The sequence below is a fragment of the Kitasatospora sp. NPDC005748 genome (genome assembly GCF_040630735.1).
Taxonomy (GTDB): Bacteria; Actinomycetota; Actinomycetes; order Streptomycetales; family Streptomycetaceae; genus Kitasatospora.
In genome coordinates this window covers 90,210-106,700 of sequence record NZ_JBEXYD010000024.1, presented here as the reverse complement: position 1 = coordinate 106,700, position 16,491 = coordinate 90,210, and the positions used below count along the sequence as shown (strand labels likewise).

11 protein-coding genes are annotated in these 16,491 nt (G+C 75.9%); 9 read left to right on the top strand and 2 right to left on the bottom strand.

The features are described from left to right. Positions 1–230 precede the first annotated feature (230 nt). The 3 genes from ABZ495_RS19280 (at position 231) to ABZ495_RS19270 (ending at position 2,514) form a co-directional block, all read left to right on the top strand. The gene (locus tag ABZ495_RS19280) at positions 231–650 is read left to right on the top strand and encodes an XRE family transcriptional regulator (protein ID WP_359837078.1); all 420 of its coding nucleotides are present in this window, start codon (positions 231–233) and stop codon (positions 648–650) included. A gap of 234 nt (positions 651–884) precedes the next feature. Next, complete coding sequence (locus tag ABZ495_RS19275) at positions 885–1,292, top strand: ParH-like protein (protein WP_359837076.1); 408 nt, start codon at positions 885–887, stop codon at positions 1,290–1,292. Next, positions 1,285–2,514, top strand: a complete 1,230-nt coding sequence (locus ABZ495_RS19270; protein WP_359837075.1) for an MAB_1171c family putative transporter — start codon at positions 1,285–1,287, stop codon at positions 2,512–2,514. Before ABZ495_RS19275 ends, ABZ495_RS19270 begins: the two co-directional genes overlap by 8 nt. A 212-nt stretch (positions 2,515–2,726) precedes the next feature. Here ABZ495_RS19270 and ABZ495_RS19265 read toward each other — a convergent pair whose 3' ends face one another. Together ABZ495_RS19265 and ABZ495_RS19260 are read right to left on the bottom strand one after the other, a co-directional pair. After that, positions 2,727–4,991 (bottom strand): tetratricopeptide repeat protein, encoded by a 2,265-nt coding sequence (locus tag ABZ495_RS19265; RefSeq protein ID WP_359837073.1) that lies wholly within the window; start codon positions 4,989–4,991, stop codon positions 2,727–2,729. A gap of 93 nt (positions 4,992–5,084) precedes the next feature. Beyond that, positions 5,085–6,311: a hypothetical protein gene (locus tag ABZ495_RS19260; protein WP_359837070.1), complete on the bottom strand. Its 1,227-nt coding sequence runs from the start codon at positions 6,309–6,311 to the stop codon at positions 5,085–5,087. Positions 6,312–7,082: 771 nt separating this feature from the next. Here ABZ495_RS19260 and ABZ495_RS19255 point away from each other — a divergent pair. The 6 genes from ABZ495_RS19255 (at position 7,083) to ABZ495_RS19230 (ending at position 16,378) form a co-directional block, all read left to right on the top strand. After that, positions 7,083–7,805, top strand: coding sequence for a Crp/Fnr family transcriptional regulator (locus ABZ495_RS19255; RefSeq protein WP_329490224.1), 723 nt, complete (start codon positions 7,083–7,085; stop codon positions 7,803–7,805). A gap of 77 nt (positions 7,806–7,882) precedes the next feature. After that, positions 7,883–8,788, top strand: a complete 906-nt coding sequence (locus ABZ495_RS19250) for a hypothetical protein (RefSeq protein WP_359837068.1) — start codon at positions 7,883–7,885, stop codon at positions 8,786–8,788. Then, positions 8,781–11,660, top strand: coding sequence for a hypothetical protein (locus tag ABZ495_RS19245; RefSeq protein WP_359837066.1), 2,880 nt, complete (start codon positions 8,781–8,783; stop codon positions 11,658–11,660). The genes ABZ495_RS19250 and ABZ495_RS19245 overlap by 8 nt, the downstream gene beginning before the upstream one ends. Further along, on the top strand, positions 11,657–13,327 hold the full coding sequence (locus ABZ495_RS19240; RefSeq protein WP_359837064.1) for a hypothetical protein: 1,671 nt from the start codon (positions 11,657–11,659) through the stop codon (positions 13,325–13,327). The genes ABZ495_RS19245 and ABZ495_RS19240 overlap by 4 nt, the downstream gene beginning before the upstream one ends. 3 nt (positions 13,328–13,330) lie before the next feature. Further along, entirely contained in the window at positions 13,331–13,939 is a 609-nt protein-coding gene (locus ABZ495_RS19235) for a Pycsar system effector family protein (RefSeq protein ID WP_359808175.1), read from the top strand. 87 nt (positions 13,940–14,026) lie between these two features. Next, on the top strand, positions 14,027–16,378 hold the full coding sequence (locus ABZ495_RS19230; protein ID WP_359837062.1) for a VWA domain-containing protein: 2,352 nt from the start codon (positions 14,027–14,029) through the stop codon (positions 16,376–16,378). Positions 16,379–16,491: the final 113 nt, after the last annotated feature.

Sequence of the window (16,491 nt, the reverse complement as noted above, 5' to 3'; positions counted from 1 at the left end):
CTGGGCCGCCTCCCCGGGGAGGCGGCCCAGCGGGCCGTCCCGGCCTCGTCCCCGGCGACACGACGACCACGGCGCGAACGGGGTGACGGACTCCGGATGCGCTCCCGCAGGACGCTGCTCTCCGGGCCGGTGCCCCGCGTTGGGGAGCAACTAGACTGGGGGCTCGGTTCGCGAGAGGTCGATCCGCGCACGGACGACGCGTGCGCCCGGGGTGAGGGAAGAGGTGTGCCGTGCCCGATGCGGACTCCGATGCGTCCACGCTCGCGGCGAAGCTGGACCGGCTGTTCGACGTGGTCCGCCGTCCCGACCGTGAGCCGTACAGCCACGAGGAGGTCGCCCGGGCCTGTCGGGAGGCGACCGGCGAGAGCTTCTCGGCGACGTACCTCTGGCAGCTCCGGACCGGCCGCCGGAACAACCCGACGAAGCGTCACCTCGAAGCGCTGGCGCAGTTCTTCCAGGTGCCGCCGACCTACTTCTTCGACGACCGGCAGAGTGCCAGGATCGCCGAGGAGCTGGCGCTGCTCGGTGCGCTGCGCAACGCGGGCGTTCGGGACGTGGCGCTGCGCGCGGTGACCCTCTCCCCCGAAGGGCTCGGCACGATCAGCGACATGATCGAGGCGATCGCCCGCCGCGAGGCCGGCGGCCGGTAGCTGCCGCGGCGGCTCCGAGATGGTGAAGCGGATTCCCTCGGCGTTGCCGCGTCCGTAGTATCACCTCCCGGTCGACCGCCAGGGGGGCGAATCGTGGGGTATCCGGGTGGGGTTGAGCAGGGGCTCTGGCAGCGATGTCGGGGGGTCGCGGAGTCGATACCGATTCCGGAACCGTTCGGCATACCGGCGCTGACCGAGGCGCTCGCCGTGCGGCGCGGCAGACCCATCGAACTGATGCCGCTCTCCGGTCCGGAGCACTCGCCGTGCGGCGTGCTGATCACCACCGACCGGGCGGACTACATCGGTTACCCGGCCGACACCACGGCGCTGCACCAGCAGCACATCGTGCTGCACGAGATCGGCCACCTCCTCTGCGGGCACACCGGCGGCCCCGGGGCCGCCCCGGCCGTGTCGCCCGCGCTGACGACGCTGCTGCCGGAGGACCTGGTGCGCCGGGTGCTCGGCCGGTCCGGCTACACGCAGCGGATGGAGCAGGAGGCGGAGCTCGTCGCCTCCCTCGCGCTACAGCGCGCCCTGCACCGGCCGCGCTCCACCGCCGTCGGCCAACTCGCCGACCAGGTCGTCCGGTTACGGTACGTGTTCGACCGGCCGCTGCGGCCCGGCGCGGCCCGCCGTGGGTGACCAGCTGGCCAACGCCGCCGGGTACTTCGCCGGTGCGGTCGCGCTGCTGGGCACGGTCTGGAAGATCCTGATGGACCGGGGACGCCGGTCCGATCCGGCGCTCCACCACGGCTACGCCTGCGGGGCGCTGATCGGCGCGGGGATGGCGATGAGTGCCCCCGCCACCGGTCCGGCGCTGGCCGCCCTACTCCCCGATCCGAGCCACCTCACCCTGGTGGCCGACCAGTTGAAGGTCACGGCCTCCGGCGCGCTGGCGATGATGGCGTACTCCACCCGGCCGGCTGCGGCGGCGCGGCGCGCGGTGCTGCGGCAGACCGCCCTCACGGCCGTCACCGTCCTGCTGGGCGTCGCCCTCTTCCTCGCCGCCTCGCCCGTCCGACGGGGCGCCGAGGTCGGCGTCGACGCCGCGGGCCGGCCCGTCCTGGCGGCCTACGTCACGTTGTTCGCCCTCCACACCGCCTGGTGCCTGGCGGTCTTCGGCTTCCTGATCGGGCGCTGCGCGCGGTGCCTGCCGCGCGGAGTCCTCCGGCTGGGCCTGCGCCTGATGGCACTGAGCGCGCTGGCGGGCCTGCTGTGGACCGCGGACACCCTGCACGACCTGGCGAACATCCTCGCCACGGGCCACGAGAACGGCGCGGAGAGCAGAGTGTCCGCGCTGGCGGGCGCCGTCTGCGTGACGCTCGGCTTCGCCGGTGCGACCGCGTCCGGCTGGGCGGACTGGGCCGGACGCGTCCGGGCCTGGCACGATCACCGCAGGCTCGGTCCGCTCTGGTCGGCGATGCGGACGGCGCTACCGGAGATCGAACTCGCCGCCCGGACCGGGCTGTTCGGCGACGCCGGCGGGCCGCGTCGCCGCGACATCCAGTTCGCGCTGTACCGGCGGATCATCGAGATCCGCGACGGCCAGCTCGCCCTCCGCCCCCATCTGCATCCCGAGGTGCGGCACTGGGTGGCGGAGGCCGTCGGCCCCGCCGAAGCGGAGGAGCTGGCGGCCGTGGTGGAGGCGGCCGCCATCGCGGCCGCCCTGGAGGCGGCCCGGGCCGGGCACCGGTTCGCCGGGCACCCCGGCGAGGGGTGCGTACCCCACCCGGTGGCGGCGGGCATCCACGAGGAGGCGGCCTGGCTGGTCCGGGTGGCCGCCGCCTACACCGGCTCGCCCGCCGTGGCGCACGTCCGCGCCCGGGTGCGCGACGAGCTGGGCCGCGCCGCCCTCCGGCACTGACGGCATGGGGCCGCCCCGCCGCCCGGCGTCTGCGGCGGGGCGGCGGGGCGACATCGGTGGGCGGGGCGGCATCGGCGGGCCCGCTCAGGAACGGGCCGAACCAGGAACGGGCCGAACCAGGAACGGGCCGAACCAGGAACTGGCCCGCTCAGGAACGGGCCGAACCAGGAACTGGCCCGCTCAGGAACGGCCCGGCGCAGACCCGGCCCCGCTCAGACCCGGGCCAGGTCGGGCATCAGCTCGTACACCTGCTCCGCGGACCCGGGGTCGGCCTCCAGGCAGGCGAGCAGGTCGGCCCTGGCGGTGTCCGCCCGGTCGAGCCCGATCAGGCAACGGGCCCGCTGCAAGCGGGCGTCCACGTCCTCGGTCGCGCCGAGCACCTCGTCGAGCAGCCCGAGGGCCTCGCCGTAGCGTCCGGCATCGTGGTGGACCACGGCCAGGTTGAACCGCATGCCCGGGTCCGCCGAGAGCTCGACCGCACGGGCCAGGTCGGCGCTCGCGCCGTCCAGGTCGCCCTCCTCGTAGCGGAGTTCGCCGAGCAGGGCCCACGCCTGGGCGTACTCGGGGTCGGCGGCGAGCGCGGCCCGCCAGGCCTCGGACGCCGCCGCGGGGTCGCCCTCGGCCGCCAGCAGCTGACCCTTCAGGCAGAGGAGTTGCGGACTGTCCGGAGTCGCCGCCAATCCGGTCCCGACCTCGCCCAGGGCGCGTTCGTGCTCGCCCGCCTCGAACAGCAGGGCGGCCCGGTTGAGCCGGGCGTCGGCGAAGGCCGGGTCGAGTTCCAGTACGTAGCCGAAGTCCGCCGCGGCCGCCTCGGTCTCGCCGAGCTCGGCCAGCACGTCGGCCCGGTTGAAGTACGCCTCCGGGAAGGGCGGCGACAGCCGGATGGCGCGGTCGTAGTCGGCCAGCGCCTGCTCCGGACTGCCGAGGTCGCGCCAGAGCATTCCCCGGTCGAAGTAGTACTCGGCGTAGTTGGGGTCGCACTCGATCACCGCCGTGTAGTCGGCGACGGCGTCGGTGTGGCGGCCCAGGCCCGCGTACACCTGGGCGCGGTTGTAGCGCAGCACGGAGCGGTGCAGCGCGTGCTCGTGCTCCTCCAGGGTCTCGTCGAGCCGGGCGATGCAGGCATCCAGCAGCTCCAACGCGGCGTCCAGGCGGCCCTGGTGGACCTCGATCAGCGCGAGGCCGTTGCGGTTGAACACGACCCGCGCCTCCCGCTCCTTGGGTTCGGGGTGCCACTTCGCGAAGGCGATCGCCTGGTTGACCCAGCTCCGGGCCAGCTGGTGGTCGCGCCGGTCGGCGCCGAAGTGCCGGGTGTGGAGCATGGCCGTGGCGTACGCGGCCTGCATGTGGACCTCGGGCGAGGAGCTGAGCGCCCGGGCCTCGTCGTACAGCGGCAGTGCCTGCTCGGCGAGGCCGAGCGCGGCGAAGGAGGTGGTCATCTTGGTGGTGAAGGCCCACCAGTGGGTGGGGTGGCTCTCGTGGGTGACCAGCCGCCGGCCTCGCTCGCCGAGGTCCAGGACGGCGTGGTAGTAGCCGAGGTCCATGCAGTGGTCGAGCGCGTGGCGCAGCGTGTCCGCCCCGACGCCGGACGGGTCGCTGCCGTGCTCCGCGTGCCAGGCGATGGCGCCGAGCCGCAGCGAGGACTCCCCGGCCGTCTCCAGCTCGGCCCGTCGCAGGTCGTGCAGCCGGGCGCGCTCGGTGGGCGGCAGGGCCAGGTAGGCGGCGAGCTCGTCCGGGTCGTCGCCCACGCCGTCCCCGTCGATGTGCCGGCGGCCGAGCACGGCGGCCGACGGCGTCCCGGCCGGGCCTCCTTCGCTTACCGCACCCGCCGGCCGCCCTTGGTCCGGCGCGCCGCCCTCCCCCGCCGGGCCGGTCACCGAGGCAACCACCGGGCCGACCACCGTGCAGTACGCGGCCAGCGCGGTCGGCAGGTCCTCGCTGCCGAGGCCGGCCGGGCTCGCGGGCGGCTCGTCGCCGGTGGTGACCACCACGGTGAGCAGCGCGGGATCGACGCGCCGCAGCAGGACGGCGAGGAACTCGGCGTCCGTGGGGTCGGCCGCGTGGGCGTCGTCGACGATCAGCGTGCGCGGGGCGGAACCGACCGCGCGCAGGTACGCCTCCAGGAACTCGACCAGGCCGTGGGCGATCCGCAGGGTGCGCAGCGCCGAGTAGAAGCGGGTGCGCTCCTTGGGCACCGCCAGCGAGGTCAGCGTCTCCCGGGTGGCCGGCACCAGGTCGCGCAACTCCGGTGTGGTGGAAAGGATCTCGATGTCGTGCCCGGTGACGGCCTCTGGGCAGCGGGCGAGCGCGTCCGGGACGATCGCGCGCAGGATCGCGCCGACGGCGGTGTAGGGCCCCCGGAGCCGGCGGTTGGCGTTCACCAGGGCGAGCACGGGCGGCAGGTCGAGCCGCTCGCGGGCGTCGGCGCGGGCGGGACGCCCGGCGGCGCGGACCCAGTAGTGGCGGTGCTCGGCCATGACACAGCTGCCTTTCGTGCGGTGGCGCAGGAGAGAGGGGTCGGTTCGGGCGTCGGGCCGGGGCGGCGAGCCGCGCACGGGCGGGGGCGGGCGTCAGGCCGAGGCGGCGGCGCGCCGCTCGCGGGCGGCGAGCACGAGGACGGCCACCGTCTGCGCGGCGCTGAGCAGCATCAGGGCGAGCGAGTCGAGCCGGCCGGCGAGCGAGGCCTGGCCGGTCAGCCGCAGCCACATGTCGTGCAGCAGCCGGTAGGCCGTCGGTACGACGACCCCGGCGAACATCGTGAGCGTGAACACGTAGCCCACCAGCATCAGCCAGGCGTACCAGCGCGCGACGCGGCGGTCCACCGGGTGGTGGACGGACAGGTCCAGCGGCGGCCGTCCGGTGCCGCGCCGGACGGCGTTGCGCAGCACGTCGGCCGCGGCGGCGTGCAGGTCCACGCAGCCCAGGACGGTGCTGAGCAGGACGTAGAGGTCGGTCCGCAGGTAGAAGAATCCCTGCCAGGCGAGGCGCAGTACGGTGGCGTAGGCCATCGCGAGGCAGATCGACGCGACGCCGGCGTTCGCGTCACGGGTCAGGTCCGCGACGAGGGTGAGCACGGCGATCGCCAGGGTGTCGGCCAGCATGCCGGCCATGATGGGCAGGTAGCGCTTCCGCCGCTCCACGCCGACCAGGCCGTCGAGGGAGGTCTCCAGGACCAGGTAGACGAGCCGGCGTCCGACGGAGAGCCGCGAGCGCAGGCCGAGCCGGCGGCCGGCCAGCGCGTGGAAGGCCTCGTGCAGGGCGAGCAGCGGCACCTGGCCGACGAACAGCATCAGCACGACGAGGGTGTAGGACGAGCTGAAGAAGATGTGGTCGACGCGCGGGACCAGCCGGGGCACCCGGATCATCTCGGCGACGGCGAGGGCCGTCACGAGTGCGTAGCCGACGAAGGCCGGTCGGCTGAACACCAGCCGGCCCAGCCGCTGCCAGCGCACGGGGGTGGCACCGCCTGCCGGTCCGTCCGGTCCGTCCGGTCCCACCGGTTCCCCGGCGGAGCGGACGAGGTCGAGCTCGACGAGGGCCCCGACCAGGTCGGCGATGTCGACGCTCTCACCGTGCGCGGCCTCGTAGCGTTCGGCGGCCTCGCGGGGCGTGCGGCCGTCGGCCAGCATCCGGACCAGTTCGGCGCCGTCGGGCGGGAAGACGGCGTAGGTGTCGGTCTCCGGGCTGCCGATGGTGACTTCGTCGGCCTCCTGCAGATAGACGAGGCGACGCAGTGGCACCGCACGGTCCAGGTCGACGCCCGGGGCGGCGGAGCCGCTGTCCGTGGAGGAGTGCACGGATCCTCCTGCGGGAGGTAGGCGGAGGGGCGAGGTGGAGCGGTGCCGGCCGCACGTGGGTCCGGCCGGCACCGTGTGCCCCCTTGCCCGGGGGGATGGATCAGTTCTGCACGGCGCAGGACCACGGCAGGTACAGCGCACGGGCCGCGCTGGTGAGGCGAACCGGGCCGGCCTTGCGGACGACGATCTTCTTCATGGCACACACCTCCTTCGATGACTGGCTGGCAACAACGCCATCAGCTGAGATGAATGACCATGGGTCAGTCGTCCACACCAGCTCGGCGATGGGCCAAGAGTGGTGAAGTTGTGCCGATCGTGTCAAGGGACCGGACTCGACTGGCCGGAACGGTGGAGAGGGCCGCCGGACGGCCCGCCCACCCGGCCCCGCAGGCCACCTCCGACCCGCCCGCCGCCGCTGGCCACCCGGCGTGACCGGGGCCGCCCGGCCGGTTCGCCGGACGCCCCCCGGGACGCAGTGCGCGGGGGCGCACGACGGCGCATCGAGCGTGTACACCGCACTGTTGCCAAGAGATGTCTGAATCGTGTCCCAAACCGCGCCGCTCTTCCCGCGATCACCTTGCCGACCTGCCCGTTCGCCGTACGGTCCGGGCGCCGCCGACTCCTCGCGGAGATGTCACACCAGCCTCGTGAATCCCTCCAGCACCACATCGCTCCCATCGCGAGAAATTCGGCCAAATTCCTCCTCCGGCAGGTCTACGATCTCCCAACGTCGGAGCGGATCAAGACGGTTGGTGAGGACCAGGAGGTGACATGGGTCTGCTCGGCGGCGACCAGCCCTTCGCCCGAACGCTCACCGCCCACGATCTCGAAGCCCTGGTCTCGCTCGGGGCCGAGCGCACGTTCCGGCCGGAGCAGCACCTGCTCTCCGAGGGCGACCGGTCCACGCACGTCCTGCTGGTGCTGGCCGGCTGGTCCATGGTCTTCACGGCCATCGACCGGGGGGCGACCCGGCTGGTGCTCGGCCTGCGCGGACCGGGTGAACTCATCGGCGAGCTGGCCGCGTTGGACCAGCGACCGCGCAGTGCGACGGTCCAGGCGCTCGGGCCCGTCAAGACCCTGGTGATTCCCGGCGACAGCTTCCGCCGGTTCCTGGCCGAAAGCCCCCGGGTCGGCAGCCAGGTGATGACCCAACTGGCCTCCCGGCTAAGGGACTCGGACCGCGAACGGTCCGCGCTCGCCTCGCTCACCGTGGTCCAGCGACTCGCCCGCCGCCTGGTGGAGCTCTCCGGCACCGACGCCACCTCCCGGCCGGGCCGGGACGGCGCCGCCGCGGTCGTCCACCTCGCCCAGGAGGACCTCGCCGCGACCGTCGGCGCCACCCGCGAGGCGGTGGCCAAGGCGCTCAGGCTCCTGCGCGACCAGGGCCTGGTGCGCACCGGCACCCGGCAGGTCGAGATCCTCGCCCCCGCCCCGCTGCTACTGCTCGCGCGGGGACCGGCCGAGCAGCGGCCGGAGGCGCGACGGCGCACATGAGGCGCGGCCGGGCGTGACCGCACGGCGCATGTAAACGGTCACAGACAACCCGGCGCGCGGCAGGCAATCCTGACGGCGTGGCAGAGACAACCATGGGGGTGGACGTGGACGACCAGGCAGTCGACGCGGTGTACGAGCTGGTCGTGGGCGTGGACGTCCGGCGGTCCGGGTCCTACGACGACCAGGGCAAGACCCGGATGCGCCGGCAGCTCTACGCCGTCCTCGACCGGGCGTTCGCCCGGGCCGGGGTGCCGGCCCGGCTCGTCCACCGCGAGGACCGCGGCGACGGCATCCTGGCGGCCATCGCCTCGACCGTCCCGCCGGCCCGGATCATCGGCGTCTGGGTGGCCGAGGTGCACGAGCAGCTGCGCCAGGACAACCGCGACCTGCGGATGCCGCTCGGGCTCCGGATCGGCCTGCACGTCGGCCCCGTCACCCACGACGCCCAGGGGATCAGCGGCCACGCCGTCGACCTCGCCTGCCGGCTCACCGACTCGGACGCCGCGCGCCGGCTGCTCGAACGCGACCGGGCCGACCTGGTGGTGGTCGTCTCCGACTCCCTGTACCGGGAGGTCGTCTGCCACGGCGGCCGCTTCGTCGACCCCGAGCACTACGCTCCGGCGCGACTGCGGCTCAAGGACGGCGGGGTGCACGCCTGGCTCCGGCTGCCGGGCAGGCCACGGCCCGTCCCGGTACCCGAGGGCGGCGGCACGTCCGCCGAGGGGCCGCCCGCCGACGAGCCGACCACAGGGGAGCCGGCTCGCGGCGGGACGGCCGACGGCGGCACGACGGGCGCACCGGACCACGCGGCCGGGAGCGCCCCGCACCGGACCGAGCCCCGCCCCGGGCCCGCCGCGGACCCGGTCGCCACCGGTCTGCCCCACGGCACCACCGTCGCCGGGGACCTCTCGGTGCACCACGACAACACGTACCAGGCGCCGGTCCACATCGGCCGCACCACCGAGGGAGACCGCCGTGGCTGAGCCCGCCGGCACCACCGAGGCACCCGCCGAGCGCAGGGCGGAGGAGCCGCGCGAGCGCGCCGCCCGGCGGCCGGAGGCCCGCCCGGAGCCCCGGGCCGGCGGGCCCGAGAACCGCGGGCACCACGACCGCGGCCGCGAGCCGGGCGACCGGGACCGCCGCGGTGCGCACAGCCCCGGGCGCGACCGCGCCGACCGGGAGCGCCCCGGGCCGGACCGCCCCGAGCGGGACCGCGGGCCGCAGCCGCCGGCCGGCGACGAGCCGGTGCGCACCGGGGACGGTCCAGCGCGCGCCGAGGCGGACGGGGAGGAGCCGGGGCGCGCCGAACAGGACGGCGAGGAGCAGGAGCGCTCCGAACGCGAGCGCGCCGCCGGCCGCTTCCGCGAGCGCAGCCGCGACCGCCTCCTGGACGAGCAGGAGGACGAGGGTGGCGCCGCCACCGGGATGGCCGCCACCTCCCGCGCCCACCGCTCGGCCCGCTCCTCCTACCAGGTCGGCGGCGACCACAACCTCTTCGACCGCTCGGTGTTCCACCGCGCCCACATCGGCGACGTCCACCTCAGCCTGGACGGCCGGCAGGCGGTCGGCGCGGTCAGCGGCCCGGTGCCGGAGGCGGAACTGCGCCGGGTCCGCCGGATCTACCGCGAGCCGGAGGGGTACGTGGGCCTCCAGCGGGCGCTGCGCCGCCAGCGCGTGCTGGTGCTCGCCGCCGCCCCGGGCACCGGCCGGACGTGCACCGCGCTGGCGCTGCTCGACGAACTGACCCAGGCGGGCCCCGCCCAGCCCGCGGCCGGGGCGCAGCCCGGCGGGGCGGCCGGTGAGAAGCCGCCCGCCCGGGTCTCCCGGATCGCGCCGGACACCCGGGTGCCCCGGCTGACCACCGTGGTCGCCGAGGGCGAGCACCGCGACCGCGGCTACCTGCTCGAACTCCCGTCCGGCGGGGGCCGCACGGTACTGCCGCCCGACGAGTTCGAACTCGACGCGCTCGCCGCTGCCCTCGTCGCCCGGGACTCCTTCGCGGTCCTGGTGGTCGCCGCCGGCCCCACCGCCGCCCCGCTGCTCGCCGGGCGGTACGGCCTGATCTGCCCGCCGGCGCCCACCGAGGAACTGCTCCGGGCCCGGCTGGCCGAGCGCCTCGCGGCGGAGCCCGCCGGGGCGGGCGGCGAGCACCCGGACGCGGAGTCCGAGGCCGGGTCCGCAGCAGGGTCCACCGGGTCCGCAGCAGGGTCCGCCGGGGAGCCGTTCCGGACCGGCCCCGACGCGTTCGAGCGTGCCGAGGAACTGGTCGACGACCCGGAGGTGCGCGCCGCCGTCGGCCTGGAGGACCTCCGCCCCGCCGAGGCCGAGCTGCTCGCCGACCTGGTCTCCGCCCACGTGCTCGGCCGGCTCACCCGCCAGGACCTGCTGGACGGCTGCGCCAGCCTCGCCCCGCAGCAGGCGCAGCAGTGGTTCGCGGGCGCCGACCGCGAGATCGCCGACACCGCCGGGGACAACGGCCGCTCGGCCGCCACCGTGCTGCACCCCACCGCGTCCCGGATCGCCCTCGCCGTCCTGAACGGCTCGGCGCACAGCACCGTCGCGGAGGCCGCGCACCTGCTCACCTGGGAGTTCGCGGTCGCCCGCGATCCCGCCAACGCGCCCGCCCGGCCGCTGTTCTGCGACGACCCGGCCTCCGACCTCGCCTTCCTGCGGGCCGAGTTGACCGACGGCGAGGTGGAGACGGCCGGTGTCGGCGCACCCGCCCGGATCGTCCGCTACCGGGGTGCCGCCCTGCCCGCCGCCGTCCTCGCCGAGGTCTGGGACCGCCACCACCCGGCCCGCGAACCGGTGATCCGCTGGATGCGGCTGCTCGCCGACGACCCGCGCCCCGAGGTCTGGGTCCGGGCCGCGCTGGCCTCGGGCGAGCTGTGCTCCCGGGACTTCGCCACCGGCTACGAGAAGCTGGTCCGCCCGATGGCCACCGCCCCCGCCACCCAGCGCCGCGCCTTCGCGGCCACCGTGCTCGACCAGACCGCCCGGCACGAGAGCCACCGGCCCGCCGTCCGGGCCCTGGTCCGGGACTGGACGAGGTCCGACTCGGTGCGGCTGCGCTGGACCGCCGCGATGGCCCTCGGCTTCGGCCACATCGCCCCGGTGGAGGAGGCGCTGGACCGGCTGGCCCGGATCGGCACCGACGAGCACGACGACCAGGCGCCGCTCGTCTCGCACAGCGCCGTCCGGCTGCTGTCCGGCCCCGACGACCGGGCGGTCCTGCGCCGGATCGCCGACTGGACGGCCGACCGCCGCGTGCCGCACCAGGACCTGGGGCTGCTCACCATCGTCCGGCTGGCGGTGACCACGGTCGGCGAGGTCTGGGACGGCGAGGCCTCGCCGGACCTCGCGGACCACCTGGACTGGCCGCTGCCGCTGGCCCTGGCCGTGACCCGGCCGGACCGGGTCCGGGCCCTGGCCGACCTGATGTGGACGGCGCTGCGCACCCCGCGCTCCCACGAGGCCGCCACGGACTGCCTGGAGTACTGGTTGCGCGGGGCCGTCCCCGAGGAGGACGGCGGCCTGGAGGGCGGGCCGGACACCCGGCGGGGCCTGGCCGCGCTGCTGCCGTCACTGCTCGGCGGGGACCGCGAACGGCAGCTCCTGGACTGGTTGTTGCGCCGGATGATGAAGGATCCCGACGCCCCGCTGGACAAGGCGGCGGCCCGCCGCCTATGGCACCTCGCCACCGAGGGCCGCCCCGCCCCCGAGGCCCGCCCCGCCCCCGTCGGCCGTCCGGACCGGAGCCGCACCGCCCCCGACCCGAACCGCACGGACCGGCGGCACACGGACGAACAGCACACCGACCGGCAGCGCAGGGACACCGAGGAGGACGAACGATGACGGACGACCCGAAGGCGGGCCGGAAGTCCCCCGGCCGGGGCGGCGCCTCCTCGGTGCACCCGGCAGGCCCGCTGCTCAAGGAGTACCCGCGCCCGGAGGGCGGCCTCCCGCAGCCCGGTGCCGGCGTCGCCCAGGTGCTCTTCTACCGCAACGGCGGCCACAGCATCATCACCGCGCGGGGCAGCGAGCACGTCGGCCGCCCGTTCATGGCGCGGCCGGTGACGGTCTGCGAGGTGGCGCGGGGCACCCATATGACCCGGGTGTCGCTGCAGGTCCCGGCCGCGGGCGGCACCACCTTCTTCGAGGTCGAGGCCGACATCCAGTGGACGGTCACCGACTACCTCAAGGTGGTGGACGAGCAGGTCACCAACGTCGCCGTCCGGCTGCGGGCCCCGCTCACCGAGCGCCTGCGCGGGGTCTGCGCGGGCTACCCGATCACCGCCGCGACCGAGGCCGATCGCGCCGTCAAGTCCGCCTGCCGCAACGGCCAGTGGGACGACCTGGGCTACGACCTCGGCCTGCGGGCCGAGTTGTACATCCGCTTCACGGTGGACCGCAAGGCGATCGCGCAGGCCGAGCAGGTCCGGGACGACGACCACCGGGGGACGATGGCCGAGCGGGAGCACGCGCACGACCTGGCCGGCGAACACCACAGCGGTGAGCTGCTCCAGCTGCGGATGCAGAAGTTCCGGGTGATGCTCGAAGGCGGCGAGTGGAGCCAGATCTGCTTCATGCTCGCCGACAACCCGGCGGAGGCCCGGGCCTTCATGGAGCTGCTGCGCCAGGAGGCCCGCCAGGACCGGCGCGAACTCCTCGACCACACCCTGGACCTGGTCGAGAAGGGGGTGATCCAGTCCGCCGAGCTGGAGAGCCAGGTCCGGGAGCTGCTGGGCACCGGGGCGTACCGGGTGGAGGGCAGCTTCGGCCGACCGCCGGTGCGGCCCGCACCGCCGCGCCGCGAGCTGCCGCCCGGCCGGCAGCACGACGACGGCCCGGACGACCGCTGGGACGAGCACCGGGACGACCGGTCGGACCGCCGGCACGATCGCGACGGCAGCCGCGACGACGACCGGAAGGACGACCGGAACAGCGACTGGACCGACGGTTGGAACGACAGCCGGTGGGACGAGCGCCGCGGCAGCTGGGACGACCGGTCGGACCGCCACGACGACAACCGCCGCGACGACCACCGGAGCGACACCGACCGGAGCGAGCGCCGCCGGAACGACCGCCGGGACGATCGGAGCACCAGGGCGGACGGCCCCGGCGACGCCCGGAACGAAGGGGCCGCGCACCGCAACGACCGCCGTACGGAGCAGCGCGAGAACCGGTGGTCCGAGCCGGACGACCGCCGAACCGCCCGGACGGACCGTCCGGGCGGCCAACGCCCCTACACGCCCTCCTGGTTGGAGGCCGACCCGGCTCCGCCGCAGCGGCCCGCCGCCGACACCCGGCTTCGACGCCGGCCCAGCGAGGCCTTCGACGACTGGGAACCCGCCCCGGCCCGCGACGCCCCCGGGCCCCGGACCGACCGGACCGGCACCCCGCGCACCGACAACCACGGCCCGGACCGCGACCGGGGCCGGCGCCGCGATCACGACCCCGACCACGCCCCCGACGACGCCCGCGACGACGACCGGCCCTGGTCGCCGAACGGCGGGTGGTGAGCCGTGCCCGACCCCCGCACCACCGTGCCCCCGATACCGCCCCGCACCACCACCGTGCCCCCGATACCGCCCCCCGCCGCCACCTCCACCACGTCCCCGTCCCCGACCACATCCCCGTCCCCGCAGGCACCCGCCCCCGACGAGGCCCGCTTCGTCGCGGACCGCCTGCTGGCCGCCGTCCGCGAGGACATCGGCCGGGCCGACACCAAGGCCTCGATCCTGCTCACCGCCGCCCTCGGCCTGCCGGCCCTGCTGCTCGGCCGCAGCTGGCCGGACGGCCGGCCCACCGGCCTCGCCGCCGTCCTGCTCGCCCTCGGCGGCGCGCTCTGGGCGGCCGGAGCCGTGGCGCTGGTGCGGGCGATCCTGCCCCGCACCGGCACCCAGCGCGATCACGAGGGCGTCACCTACTTCGGTGACCTGCTGCCGGCCGAGGGCCGGACGGCGCTGGCCGACCGGGTCGCGGCGGCGGGCCGCGACCCGGTCGGCTGGCTGCTCGTCCAGGCCGTCGACGTCAGCACCATCCTCGCCGCCAAGTACCGCTGGATCCGCTGGGGCGTCGGCTGCCTCGCGCCCGGCGCCGCCCTCACCACCGCCGGGCTGCTGCTCGCCTGACCGCACCCTCCTGCCCCCACCCGCCGACTCCCCGGCCGGCCACACCGGTCGGCCGGGAGCACGCACCCTGATCCAGAGGAGATGACGGTGCACCACCTGTCCCTCGGGCCCTCCCGCAGGCGCGCCACGGCCGCCGTGGCCGGGCCCCGGCGGCCGCGCCACCGCCTCGGTCGCGCCGCGGCCGTCGTCGCGGCGGCGGCCCTGCTGACCACGGGCCTGCCCGCCGGTCCGGCCGCCGCCGACGATCCCGCGCCCGCGGCCGCGCCCGGCACACCGTCGGCGTCCATCGGCCCGGTCAACTACGCCGTCGCCGTCGACGAGTCCGGCAGCCTCAAGCCCGCCGACCTCGAACGCGAGCGCGCCGCGGCCCTCCGGATCGCCCTCGGCGAGGTGCACCCCGCCTCGACGGTGGGCGTGTTCGGCTTCGCCAGCGCGGACAACGCGGGCCAGCACCCGGTGGACGAGGTCTGCCCGCCGACCGTCCTCGACGCCGCCGGCCGCGACCGGATCGGCACCTGCATCGCCAAGCTGCACAGTCGCGCCCCCGACGAGGGCCAGGGCACCGACTTCCCGAACGCCGTTCTCCAGGGCGTCGGCCGGCTCGGTGACGGCACCGACCCGGCCGTCCCCCGGGTCCTGTTCGTCCTCACCGACGGCAAGCTGGACGTCAGCGACAGCCCCGCCTACGGGGACCCGGCGCACCGGGCGGCCGCCGGCGAGGAGGCGCTGACCAGGGCACTGGCCGCCGCCAAGGCAGCCAACATCCAGATCTGGCCGCTCGGCTTCGGCGCGGAGATCGACCGGGCCGCGCTGGACCGGATGGCGGCCGGCGGCTTCCAGGAGGGCTGCGTCAGCCTGCCCGGTGCCAGGCCCCGAGCTTCGGTGGTGCAGGACTCGGGCGCCGTCGGCACCGCGCTGGAGGCCGCCTTCGCCGCCGCCCACTGCCTGCGCGCCGAGCCCGGCAAGACCGGCCACCCGCCGGCCGACCTGCCCGTGCGGATCTCCCCGCTCGCCACCGTCGGCAGCATCGTGGTCGACAAGGGCGACCCGCAGGTCACCGCGACGTACTTCGACCCCTCCGGGAAGCAGATCACCGGGCCCGGGTCCGACCCCGACTCGACGTTCGAGTTCTCCGGCCGCGACCAGAGCGTCGAGTCGCTGCGCATCACCGACCCGGTGCCGGGCGACTGGCGGGTCCACCTGGACGCCCCCGAGGGGCACCGGGCCCAGCTGGCCAGCGTCAGCGTGCTCTGGCGCGGCGCCCTGAACAGCTCGATCACGCTGACCCCGCCGTCGCCGCGGGCCGGCGAGAAGGCCGTGGTGACGCTCAAGCTGCAGACCCGCAAGGGCCTGGCGATCACCGACCAGCAGGACCTCAAGGACCTCGGCGTCACCGCCGTCCTGGCGGGCGAGGGCTTCCCGTCGGTCCCGGTCCCGCTGGCCGACGACGGCGCCGCCCCGGACGCGAAGGGCGGCGATGCCACGTTCACCGGCACCGTCACCGTCCCCGCCGGCGCCACCGGCCGGATCACCGCCTCCGGCACCCTGACCGCCTCCGGCCTCGCCGCCGACGAGAACCGCCCGGCCGCCTCGGTGGTCTCCCCGGCGGTGCCGCTGGTCACCGCGTCGTTCTCGCTGGACGGGGGCGCCAGCGCCCACCCCGGGGACGGCGTCGGGGGCACCCTGACCCTGCGCAACGACGACGCGGTGCCGCACACCCTGCGCCCGGCCGTCACCGACCTCGCCGCCGGCCTGCTGACGGTGTCCCCGGGCTCGGTCACGCTGGCGCCCAAGGAGTCGCGCACGGTCGACGTCACCCTGACCGTGGGCAGCGCCAAGGCGTTCGGCCGGCTGCTCGGCGACGACGGCGTGACGGTGGGCGGCAAGGTCACCGTCGTCGACACCTCCGACCGGGACCGGGTGCTGGTCGACAGCCCGCTGTCCCTCACCGTCACCCCGCCGCCGACCTTCCTGGAGCAGTGGTGGTGGGCCCTGGCGCTCGCCGGCGCCGTCGTGGTGCTGGCCGTGCTGGGCCTGCTGGTCCGTCGCCGGATCACCCGCGACCGCAGCACCCCGGCCGGGCTGGAGCTGCTCCTGCTCGACGACGGCGGGCGCGAGATCGGGAAGCACACCGCGTCCGCCGGCTCCCGCGGCTGGTACGAGTTCGAGGTGAGCGGTGTCGGCGGGCCGCACCCGCGCATCGTCCGCCGGCCCGGCGGCACGTACCGGGTGCAGCGCAGCCAGGACGGCGGCGCGGTGCTGGAGATCCGCCGCCGGTCGCCCTCGCGGCTGAGCGCGGACACCCCCGTTCCGCTCGCCGACGGCCTGAGCCTCGGCCTCGGCGCGGGCCGCCGTACCGGGCCGACCCCGCCGCCACCGCGGTCCGACGAACGGCCGTTCGCGACGGGACCGTCCACGCCGTCCTCCGACTACCTCTGACCCGGGCGCCCGCCCCAGCCCCGCCGACCCCGACCCACGCCCACCCCACGCACGTCCACCTCGCCCCACCCCACACCCGAACCGGCCGCACCGCGCGGCCGGATGGAGGCGGA